Below are 9,843 nucleotides of genomic sequence, written 5' to 3'. Positions count from 1 at the left end.
GGGATCAGATCGAAATCCGCCATGCCCTCCTCGATGACATCGATCATGGTCTGAAACGCGTCCCGGCCTTTGACGCGCATGCCGCTTTTGCCCTCGTCAGCAAAGGTGTGAACGAGTGCGATGCTGTTTTTGGCCGCGTAGTCCCGGATGGCGTCCAACTGATTGTCGGTCGAGTATTTCTGGTGATCTGTCGACATGCGCACATAGGCCACCGCACGCCGCTGGCCAGGCGCGGACGTGTCAAGGCTACGACGTCGCTGGGTCTTTCTCACCACGCCCGACCTCCCATCATGCGCGGCCACATCGATGGACCGGGAGGTTAGGGTGGGAGAAACGTTGAGTCCATACGGAATGTTGGAATTTTCCGCCATATCTGGCACGTATTATCATAGAAAATGGCAACGTTTGCGGCCATGTTCTGCGGCTTGGCCTTGCCATAGAATACGGAATGTTTGATTCTGTCAGGATGAAGAACCGAATATCTGAAATCAGGAAAGCGCGCGGACTGACCCTTGTGGAAGTCGCCAAGCGGGCCAATACTTCAAATCAGCAGATCAGCCATCTGGAACGGGGCAGGAGAAAGCTCAGCTACGAATGGATGGAGAGGCTGGCGACCGCACTGTCCTGCCACCCCCTCGACCTTCTCCCCGATCGCCCCACTGATGTCCGGTCCACGATGTCGCGCCTCTCCCCGAAGGAGCAAGGACTTCTGGAGTTGTTCAGAACACTGGACGCGCAGGAGCAGGACACCCTTCTGCTGGCCATCCGCCCCATGGTGGCATTCGTGACCGGTGTGAACCCTGCATGATCGAGGCCCCAAAGCGGACACGCCCCTATGCCTTTTCACACCCTGCTGGAGCCTGGTGGTTCGAACCTCGATGGTCTCGATGGGATCAACTGCCTGTTTCGGTCGATTGCACGCTGAATTTCTGCATCCGATAGCCCAGTTCGGTCAGAGACGTATTCCCCGAGCCGGTAATATGCTTGGAGTGTCCGCGCCCAGCCTTGGTGCATTTCGAGTCGGAGTAGGGGTGAAGTGCGGATTTCCGCACCCGTCAGACCAGACGGCAGGGACGCCTTCCCGATCAGAACTGTGAAGCCCAGTGGGTCCTCGCAAATTTGCCAAGGGTCGATGAGTAGTGCAGCCTGCAATTCGGTCGGTGTCGGCTCCCGAATAGCCTCATCAATGAGCGTCTCCAGCCGAGCGTGTCTCTTCGCCATGCTGAATCCGCCGACGAGATCTGACACAAGGCGATCCGAAACCCGCATGTCGTCCGGGTCGTGCAGACCATACTCACCGGTCAGATCGTCGTCGGCATACCACCCCGGCATCTCGATCACCCTGGTCTGATCGCCGAAGCGTAGCGTAAGGGGGCGCACACCTCTGACCAGTATGGCTCCGGTGACTGGATGTATCCTTGTCATCCCGCCGCTTCCGCTACCTGCCGCGCGGCCCGATCCCTTGCATCGACCGCCCGCGCCCGGGCGATGTAATCCGCCAAGAGCTCCGGGAGCCGGTCCGGATCCTCGATCACCTCAAAGCCGGGCAGCTCGAAATCCGTGAATCTCAGGCTCGTCGGATTACCCGAGGCGTCGGGGAAAAGGCCCGGAAGGGGTGCGGCAAGCCGATACCAGCGGTTCCAGGTCCGGGCCCAGCCCCGCTCGCGGTCGAGTGCGATCAGCGCCGAGGTGGTGGTGTAATCTCTGCTAATCTCCGGATGGCCGGACACGAGGCCCCAGAGCACAACGGTCCTGGGGCCGAACATGAGCGGGCGCCACAGGTCGATGACGGGCGCCTCGGCAAGGTCCGCCGGCGACGGACCCATCTCGGCGGCTGCGATGGCAAGGACAAGCCCGTCGAAGGACAGGCGGAGTTCCGGGGACAGTTTCATCAGATAGATCCTCTTAATGGTTCAGTGCAGAAGCGGTGCGTTTTCCAGATCCGAGGCGCGCTGCAGCATGCGGGCCGCGATCCTGAGGCTGGGGCGATGATCCCGCAGGGAAGGGTGTGTCAGCACCTCCGCCATGGCCTCAATCGCCGTCTCGGACAGGTCACGCCTGGCACCCTCGCGCCGCACGAAGGCGGAGAGCTCATCGGCGGTAAGATGTCGAAGCGTGATCGGCGGGCAGCGGCTGCGAAACGGTTCAGGGAGCAGGGCGGCGGTGTTGGAGGTCAGGATCCAGCCGACCCAGCTCATGTCAAACGGCACCTGATAATAGGGACAGCTCCAGCGCCGTGCGGTCAGCGGCTCCATCAGGGGCAGCATGGCCTCCGGAAGCCCGTAGGCCTGACCCCGTGTCGAGGTGGCGGTTCCGGCCTTCTCGATTTCGTCCACCACAACGATAGGGTTCGCGATCCTCGCCCGCAGGATACACCTGACCAGCCGACCCGGCTCAGCGCCGCTCCAGCCGCGCTGAGATCCGACCAGGCCGAAGCTGGCATTCTCGTTGCCCGCGTCCATGACCATAACCGGGGCGGCGATCAACGCGCCCAGCTTGCGCGCCCAGTGGCTCTTGCCGATCCCGGGCGGTCCGTCGAGCAGCATGGGCGGCAGACGGAAGCCCATCCAGCCCTCACGGACGGAGCTGCGCATGGCGCGCCAGACCCGTTCGTTGGCCGGTCCCATCCAGGGCATGTCAGTGTGCAGCTCCGATGCGATCTCATCCGCGCGGTGTTCGCTGGGGATCGAGATCAGTTCGGCGCCGTTCGCCAACGGCTGCAACGCGCGGAGATCATCGGGCTTCAGGTGGCCATCTTCCCGAACCTGGTTGCGCGCCTTCACAAGCCGCTCGATGCGGCGGCCGATCTTCTCGGTCTCGTCGAAGGTCAGATCGCGCATCAGGCACTTGATGACAACGCGGTGAAGGGGCTTTCCGGCCAGCTCCGGATCCTTGGCGGCCCGGAGTGTCACCAGATGGCTCAGGAAGCGCTTGCGGAGGGCATCGGCGGTCTGATCCGGATCGAACAGTCTGATCCCGAGCATGGGTATCCTTGTCATGGCTTGGCAACCTCGCGGCATAAGTGAATTTTCTGAGAAACCATTGCATTCTCAGGCGTTTCGGATTTTTGGTTCGTCGATTTGTATTGGGATGGGATGGCCCCATCCCGCGCTGCCAGTCTCTGAGTTTATGCAGGGTTGCGAGCGTATCTGGCAGAGTGGCTGGTCAGGCCGCAGCCTGACCATCGCAGTGCATTTATGGATCGTATGTTACAGGAAAGCCGGTCTGTGGGTCCGGACAGTGTCAATCCTTGTCCAGTCCGAGCCCTCGAACAGGGCGTCGAACTGCACCCTGCTGAGACTAACGGGCATTTCCTGGATCTTGGGCCAAGTGAACCGACCTTCCGCAAGCCGTTTCATAACCAGCACCATGCCGGTGCCATCCCAGACCAGGACCTTGATCTTGCCTGCGCTGCGTGAGCGAAAGACGAAGATCGCGCCGCAATAGGGATCGAGATCGAAATGATTGGCAACGTGGGCGGCCAGCCCATCAATGCCCTTGCGGAAATCAACCGGTTGGGCGGCAAGGAAGATCCGAAAGCTGCCGGTCGGCACCATCATTGCGATGCCCGCACGGCGCGGAGAATACCGATGAGGCTCTCCGCAGGGAAATCCGGCGATATCGCGATATCGGCATCCCCGATAAGGATATGGCAGATCCGTGTCTCGGATGCTGCTGCTGCCGTATGCTTCGCCGCCAGCTTCTTGCGAGCAGGCTCATCCGGCAGCAAAAGCTCGACAAACGCCGGGGCCCCTTGCACCGCAGCTGCGTCCGTCTTCTTGACCCAAGTCGAGACCAGGGATTTGTTGGCACCGATCTCCTCGGCGATTTCACGGATTCCGGCCCCTTCCGCGATCCGCCTCACTGCCATGGCCCGCAGCTCCAAGGGCCAGTTCTTACGACCATTGTCGCGGATGGGAACCTCTATGCCCCAGACCGTCGACTTGGCGGGCATCGTCCCGTCCAGCATCGTCACCTCCTTCAGTTCAGGTGACAGCAGTATCGCTAACTCATTGATTTGTTAAAACATGGGGTCTTTACACAGCTTACGAAACACGGTCGCGCTCGGCCTCGCGCGCCCGCGTGGCGATGGCCTTGGGGTCGAGGGCGGCAGGGCATCATGCTTCTCAGGCACCACTGTTACGAGCAGAACTCTTGCCTCAACAAGAAACACGGTGCAAGCTGAACTCAATCGGAGTCTCAAGAAAAGGAACACGTCAAGCGATGTATTCTTGGCAATCGCACTACGTCCAATCTTTATGGAAACTTGATCGACCTTGGCCTGATTGGGCTTACCGCCGTTTCGGTGTTCAGATTAATAAAAATGAGACGGTGGCCAGAACAGATCAACCAGCAGGCGCGTCGGATAGCCATCCACTTTTTAAAGATCAGCTTCAAAAAGTTTATTTTGAGCGAACTGATAAACGATCAGCAGTAGTAATTGTTGGCGAGAAAATAGCAATTGGAGAATTGTGGCTTCGGCTTGCAATATTTCCACGAAGTGACCGACGTTGGTTCTTCCTGTTCTGTGAGACCTATTTCTACAGGAGGGGCTGGCGGGACGAACTGACCGCGCAAATGGATGAACAAGCACCCGGCAGCTTCATGATGCCGAGCAGATCACATGATATGATTTGTCAAATAAACAAAGATTCTCAGAGCATTCTACTTTTTGATGGCGGCTTTAGTGCGAAGCTGATGCCCTGACCGGGGAACGAGGTTCTGAAGCTGGCGCGGCGGACGCGGGTGCCGGCCGACCAGATCACCTCGACGGTGCGGGCTCCCGCATCGGCGGTGTTCGGCGCAAGCTCCGCCGACCGGCGCATGGTCGGCAGTTCGATCATCGTGTCCATGGGTCAGTCCTGTTGGTCGGCGTCGGCCTGCGCTGTGTCGGATTCCGCTTCGGCGAAGGGATCGTCGTCGGCCGGGTCGCTCGCTGGATCGCCCGCCTGCGCGCTGCCGGTCTTGGTGACGCGGCGCGGGTCGCTGTCGAGGACGAGGCCGAGACCATCGAGCTTGGCGTTGGTCGCGGCGATTTCCGCCAGCACCGCGTCCGGGTTGCGGCCCTGCCGGGCGATCACCTCCGCCAGCGTCATGGTGCCCGAGCGGATCGACAGCAGGTTCGCCATCGCGTCCTTCTGCGGATCGACCACCTCGAACTTCGGCGGCGACCATTCGACCGGCACGGTCGGCGACGGGACCTGGCCCGCCGCCCATGCACGGCCGAGCGCATCCGGGACAAGGTCCGCGCCAGCCGGATGAAAGGCATGTGGATGGGGGGCTGCCCGCCGCTGGGATATGAGGTGAAAAACCGGAAACTGCTCGAAAACCCTGCCGATGCCGCCCATGTTCGCTGGGTCTTCGCACGCTTCATCGAGATCGGTTCCGGCACGCTGCTGGCGCGGGAACTAGCCGAACGGGGCGTCACCACCAGCCGTGGCCACCGCATCGACAAGAAGTTCATCTACCGGATGCTGAACAACCGGGTCTACATCGGCGACGCCGTGCACAAAGGGACAAGCTATCCCGGCGAGCATGAAGCGATCATTGACCGCGATGTCTGGGACAAAGTGCACGCCATCTTGACAGAAAGCCCGCGTAAACGCGCCGCCCGAACCCGTGCTGACACGCCCGCATTGCTGCGAGGGTTGCTCTACGGCCCCGATGGCGCTGCGTTTTCGCCCACCCACACCCGCAAGGGCGGGCGGCTGTATCGATACTACGTCAGCCAGACTGTACTGAAGCATGGTGCTGGGTCGTGCCCTGTGGGCCGAGTGCCTGCGGGCGAGAGCGAGGCCGCCGTCATCAACCAGTTGCGCGCGGTGTTCCGCCAGCCAGAGATCGTAGCGGGGACGTGGAAGGCGGCCCGGGAGAAAGCTGTGGAGATCAACGAGGCCGAGACCCACGTAGCTCTGGCCCGGCTTGACCCGCTATGGGACGAAATCTTCCCCGCCGAGCAGGCGCGCATTGTGGCGCTCCTGGTGGAGCGGGTCGACATCAACGCCGATGGCATGAATGTGCGATTGCGCACGGACGGGCTGGCAGCGTTGGCGCGAGAGATGACTGCAGAGGTGGGAGCAGCGGCATGACCCGCGCACGGGCGATCCCCGATACCATCACGGTGCATGTCCCGTTCCGACTTGTGAAGCGTGGCGGGCGCAAAGAGATAGTCCTGCCAACTGCGGCGACAGCGCAGCGCAAGAAGGACGACACCTTGGTCAAGGCACTGGCGAGGGCGTTCAGGTGGAAGCGTTTGGTCGAATCGGGAAAGTTCGCAACCTTCGCAGAACTTGCTAGACATGAGCGGATCGCCACGTCCTACCTTTCCTGCATTCTGCGGCTTACTTTGCTAGCCCCGGACATCGTAGAAGCGATCTTGGACGGTAAACATGGGCCCGAGACGTGTCTTCCGAGGCTCATGGCATCCATTCCAAGTGCATGGGACGAACAGCTCCGGCTGAAGACGACAACCGAAGCGCCGCAAACCCAGTCGACGGCAGCGTCGCATTCGGGTTAGAGTGTTATAAAACAGGTCCAACGCGACCAAGCTAGCAGGCAGGCATGAATAACGAGTCCAAAGCACATCCAAAAACTACTTCCGGGAAACCGGCCGCGGTTGTGCGAGCTGGACAAGACGTCTTGCGCGAGCTTCGCACAAATGAAGTGTTCATAGCAATCGTTGGTCCTGCCGGGGCGGGTGCCGGAACTGCCGCCAAGATACTGAAGGTCTTCCTCGAAGAAAGCGGCTTTGAAACCGAAGTGGTCAAGGCGAGCGGACTGATCCGTAAAGCGGCCCAACATGCCAGTCGAGAAGTACCGCCATCGGGAGCGAGGAAATCCCTCGCTGGCGTACAAATGATGCAAGATCGCGGCGATGAACTTCGGCAAGGCGTCAACTATGGGCTACCTAAAGATCATTCGGCGGTTGCACGTTTAGTCTTGCGGGAGATCGGTAAACGGAGGGCGACGCTGCGGGGAGTAGTGTATTCGGGTGATCCAGTAGAACCAGATGGTTCGCAACGAGCATTCATTGTTGACTCTCTTAGACATCCATCGGAAGTTGCACTTCTGCGCGAGGTCTATAAAGATGCATTCTATCTTCTAGGAATTGTTTGCGACCCCGGAAAGCACGAGAGGCGTATCCGCGAAAACTTCTTTGATAGAGGCCAATGGGGCAATCCAGAAGTGAAGGTCCAGGTGAGGGACTTCCTTAGCCGGGATGAAGACGCCCCTGATAAATATGGCCAGCATGTTTCTGACACGTTCCACGAAGCTGATTTCTTCGTCGACAACTCGGAAGATGCAGGTGAAAATCTGGCCCTAACGGGAATGAACGATCAACTTCGCCGATTTGTAAATCTGATAACACAAAGCAAGATAGTCCGTTCGACCGTTTCTGAGACGGCGATGCACCATGCCCGCTCTGCACAAATGCGGAGTGCTTGTCTTTCGAGACAAGTTGGAGCCGCATTGGTGATATGCGTGGAAACATAGTCGCTACCGGCACCAATGATGTCCCTAGAGCAGGTGGTGGCCTGTATGGTGAGGACTTCTCGATAAAGATTGAAGGTGATGAGCGATGCGCTTTCAGAGAAACCGTATTTTGCAGCAGTAACCGCGAACAAAACAAGATAATTGATGAACTTATTGACGCCTTTCCTGGTCTGGCGGAAGGCAAAGAAAGAGCAACAGTTATAAAGAAGCTAAGAGGTACGTGGTACGAGGTTAGGAGGACTTATTGAGTTCAGCAGGGCCGTGCATGCTGAAATGGACGCCATCCTGTCGGCATCTATTTCAGGAATTTCTCCGCGGGGTTGTCGGATGTATGTCACAACATACCCATGCCACTACTGTGCTCGTCACATCGTGGCTGCCGGAATTGACGAAGTTCAATTCATCGAACCCTATCCGAAAAGCAAAGAGACCGATTTACACAGCGACTCGATTACAACGGAATCCCACTATTGGCTCCCACCTTCCGATGCCGGAACACATGTATTGTTCCGACCTTTCGTCGGAGTCGCGCCGCGTCTCTATCGGCGTGTTTTTCTGAAGGATCGCGACTATAAGAACAAGATCACCGGAGAGTATGCGCTTGGTGAACCTGCTTGGGGAAGGCCAACAGAAGTGTATCGGGTATCTTATCCTTCAATGGAAGCCGAGTTGTCGTTAGATGCAGCCGATGACTGATCGCCGACTTCGATTGATTCACAGCAATACGGTCTCTGACCGGGCGAAAAATGAGCGCGCAGCATGGGGATTTGAGAATGCCCAACAGCTGGGTTTGTTTGACGACTTCTGCAAGCTGCGGATCATATTGGTTCCCGTTGCGGAAGTCACTTCCCATAAATTTCTGAGAGCATTGGAAGAGAGGAATCCTGAGTTGGTCCTTGATACGCGGGCCTTTCCAGATTTCTTTTCAGTTTTCGTTTCAACATCGAAAGCTCTGGACGAGTTCAAAAGGAGAGGGATTCGATATGACAGGGTTCCTGTTCAAACTGCAGTAGATCCTGAGGAAGCTTGGAAGCAACTTGCAGAGCTTAAAGTGCACCTGAAGATTTACCTGGAGCGGCCGACAAATGCTCCAATATTCTTACTTGCGAGCACAAAGCGAAATCTGAGCCAATTGTCAGATCGACTTAAAGGATATATTTCTCAAGAGGTGGCGGAAGCAAACTTTGAAGAAATATCTGAATGAATGAGGCCGATACTTGCAGGAAGTTGGTCGTACCCAAACTGCAAGCAGCAGGCTGGGATGACAGGCCATATGCCATAAACGAGCAAAAAAGCTTCACTGACGGACGCGTTGTTTTCATTGGCGGGAAGGCGCGCCGGGGAAAGCAGAAGCGGTCCGACTACTTACTACGATATAATCCAGACTTTCCGATTGCGGTTGTTGAGGCAAAATCTAGATATCGGCATGCCGCTGACGGACTTCAGCAGGCAAAGGAATATACTGAGATTCTTGGATTGCGTTTTGCCTATTCAACCAACGGCATAGAAATCGTCGAATTCGATTACACGACGGGTGTTGAGCGGACCATCCAAGATTTCCCTGCCCCTGATGATCTTTGGGCCAGGCTCCGTCGTGCCGAAGGCATCGTCGACGATGAAGTGGCAGAGCGCTTGCTGACGCCCACTTTTCCGGATCGGACAAAGCCCCTTCGGTATTATAAGGAAATTGCGGTAAACCGTGCTGTCCAGGCGACGCTTCAGGGCAGGAAGCGGGTGCTCCTCACCCTTTGCACTGGGGCGGGCAAGACAGCAGTGGCCTTTCAGATCTGCTGGAAGCTCTGGTCTGCACGTTGGAATTCGAAGGGCGTGAACCGCAACCCGAAGATCCTCTTTCTCGCGGATCGAAACGTCCTGGTCGACGACCCGATGGCCAAAGATTTCAGCCCGTTCGGCGACGCGCGCCACAAGATCACCGGCGGTTTGGCAGTCAAGAGCCGCGACATCTATTTCGCGATCTACCAGTCAATCGCGCGTGACGAGAACCGGCCCGGCCTCTATCGCGATTATGCAAGGGACTTTTTCGACCTCATCGTCATCGACGAATGCCACCGAGGCAGCGCACGGGACGATAGCAATGGCGCGAGATTCTGGAATGGTTCGAGCCCGCGACACAGATCGGCATGACGGCAACCCAACTCGCATAACCCCCGAAAACAACGGAAAAATCCGGCCGCAGCCGGATCGAGAGAACGCTTTCGCGAGGTCAAGTGGCGGGACGTGCGGGATACCGATGAGCACTACGTTTACTCCATAGCCCTCCAAAATGAACCATGAAAATTGGCCGGAATCTGCTGAAATCTCAGCAGGTTTCCGGCCGCTTCTGTTTAA

At 57.9% G+C, this 9,843-nt stretch carries 13 protein-coding genes and 2 pseudogenes; 8 read left to right on the top strand and 7 right to left on the bottom strand.

The genetic code is table 11. The features are described from left to right. A partial coding sequence (locus DRF71_RS04540; protein ID WP_232831300.1) for a recombinase family protein occupies nucleotides 1-275 on the bottom strand: 275 nt, incomplete at its 3' end. A 173-nt stretch (nucleotides 276-448) separates the two neighbouring features. Between DRF71_RS04540 and DRF71_RS04535 the strand changes: the two genes are divergently transcribed. Continuing rightward, nucleotides 449-808, top strand: coding sequence for a helix-turn-helix domain-containing protein (locus DRF71_RS04535; RefSeq protein ID WP_112309325.1), 360 nt, complete (start codon nucleotides 449-451; stop codon nucleotides 806-808). A gap of 35 nt (nucleotides 809-843) precedes the next feature. Here DRF71_RS04535 and DRF71_RS29345 read toward each other — a convergent pair whose 3' ends face one another. From DRF71_RS29345 to DRF71_RS04510, 5 genes are all read right to left on the bottom strand, one after another. After that, a complete protein-coding gene (locus DRF71_RS29345; RefSeq protein ID WP_408634525.1) occupies nucleotides 844-1,221 on the bottom strand; it encodes a DUF6634 family protein in 378 nt (125 codons plus the stop codon). A gap of 200 nt (nucleotides 1,222-1,421) precedes the next feature. Further along, nucleotides 1,422-1,892, bottom strand: a complete 471-nt coding sequence (locus tag DRF71_RS04525; protein ID WP_112309323.1) for a DUF6634 family protein — start codon at nucleotides 1,890-1,892, stop codon at nucleotides 1,422-1,424. A 21-nt stretch (nucleotides 1,893-1,913) separates the two neighbouring features. After that, complete coding sequence (locus DRF71_RS04520) at nucleotides 1,914-2,984, bottom strand: AAA family ATPase (RefSeq protein WP_232831299.1); 1,071 nt, start codon at nucleotides 2,982-2,984, stop codon at nucleotides 1,914-1,916. A 225-nt stretch (nucleotides 2,985-3,209) separates the two neighbouring features. Further along, nucleotides 3,210-3,560, bottom strand: a complete 351-nt coding sequence (tnpB, locus tag DRF71_RS04515; RefSeq protein WP_112309321.1) for an IS66 family insertion sequence element accessory protein TnpB — start codon at nucleotides 3,558-3,560, stop codon at nucleotides 3,210-3,212. Continuing rightward, nucleotides 3,557-3,970, bottom strand: coding sequence for a helix-turn-helix domain-containing protein (locus tag DRF71_RS04510; protein ID WP_157970922.1), 414 nt, complete (start codon nucleotides 3,968-3,970; stop codon nucleotides 3,557-3,559). Before DRF71_RS04510 ends, tnpB begins: the two co-directional genes overlap by 4 nt. A gap of 254 nt (nucleotides 3,971-4,224) precedes the next feature. On the opposite strand from DRF71_RS04510, the gene DRF71_RS27215 reads away from it, so the two are divergent. Continuing rightward, a complete protein-coding gene (locus DRF71_RS27215) occupies nucleotides 4,225-4,707 on the top strand; it encodes a hypothetical protein (RefSeq protein WP_157970921.1) in 483 nt (160 codons plus the stop codon). Here DRF71_RS27215 and DRF71_RS04505 read toward each other — a convergent pair. Beyond that, nucleotides 4,656-4,853, bottom strand: a complete 198-nt coding sequence (locus DRF71_RS04505) for a hypothetical protein (protein ID WP_112309319.1) — start codon at nucleotides 4,851-4,853, stop codon at nucleotides 4,656-4,658. The genes DRF71_RS27215 and DRF71_RS04505 overlap by 52 nt on opposite strands. Nucleotides 4,854-5,210: 357 nt before the next feature. Between DRF71_RS04505 and DRF71_RS04495 the strand changes: the two are divergent. The 6 genes and pseudogenes from DRF71_RS04495 to DRF71_RS04475 all read left to right on the top strand — a co-directional run. After that, nucleotides 5,211-6,089, top strand: a pseudogene (locus tag DRF71_RS04495) (recombinase family protein); the annotation flags it as partial. Further along, nucleotides 6,086-6,517, top strand: coding sequence for a hypothetical protein (locus tag DRF71_RS04490; RefSeq protein WP_112309318.1), 432 nt, complete (start codon nucleotides 6,086-6,088; stop codon nucleotides 6,515-6,517). The pseudogene DRF71_RS04495 and the gene DRF71_RS04490, both read left to right, overlap by 4 nt. A gap of 44 nt (nucleotides 6,518-6,561) precedes the next feature. Continuing rightward, nucleotides 6,562-7,494, top strand: coding sequence for a hypothetical protein (locus tag DRF71_RS27210; RefSeq protein WP_157970920.1), 933 nt, complete (start codon nucleotides 6,562-6,564; stop codon nucleotides 7,492-7,494). 261 nt (nucleotides 7,495-7,755) lie between these two features. Then, complete coding sequence (locus tag DRF71_RS04480) at nucleotides 7,756-8,190, top strand: deaminase (RefSeq protein ID WP_269814329.1); 435 nt, start codon at nucleotides 7,756-7,758, stop codon at nucleotides 8,188-8,190. Beyond that, nucleotides 8,183-8,698, top strand: a complete 516-nt coding sequence (locus DRF71_RS27200) for a hypothetical protein (protein ID WP_157970918.1) — start codon at nucleotides 8,183-8,185, stop codon at nucleotides 8,696-8,698. The genes DRF71_RS04480 and DRF71_RS27200 overlap by 8 nt, the downstream gene beginning before the upstream one ends. After that, nucleotides 8,695-9,647 (top strand): annotated as a pseudogene (locus DRF71_RS04475) (DEAD/DEAH box helicase family protein); the annotation flags it as partial. The gene DRF71_RS27200 and the pseudogene DRF71_RS04475, both read left to right, overlap by 4 nt. Nucleotides 9,648-9,843: the final 196 nt, after the last annotated feature.

It is taken from the genome of Pseudogemmobacter bohemicus (assembly GCF_003290025.1).
Classification (GTDB): domain Bacteria; phylum Pseudomonadota; class Alphaproteobacteria; order Rhodobacterales; family Rhodobacteraceae; genus Pseudogemmobacter; species Pseudogemmobacter bohemicus.
The sequence above is the reverse complement of the archived record's forward strand: the minus strand, read 5'-3'. Positions and strand labels throughout refer to the sequence as shown.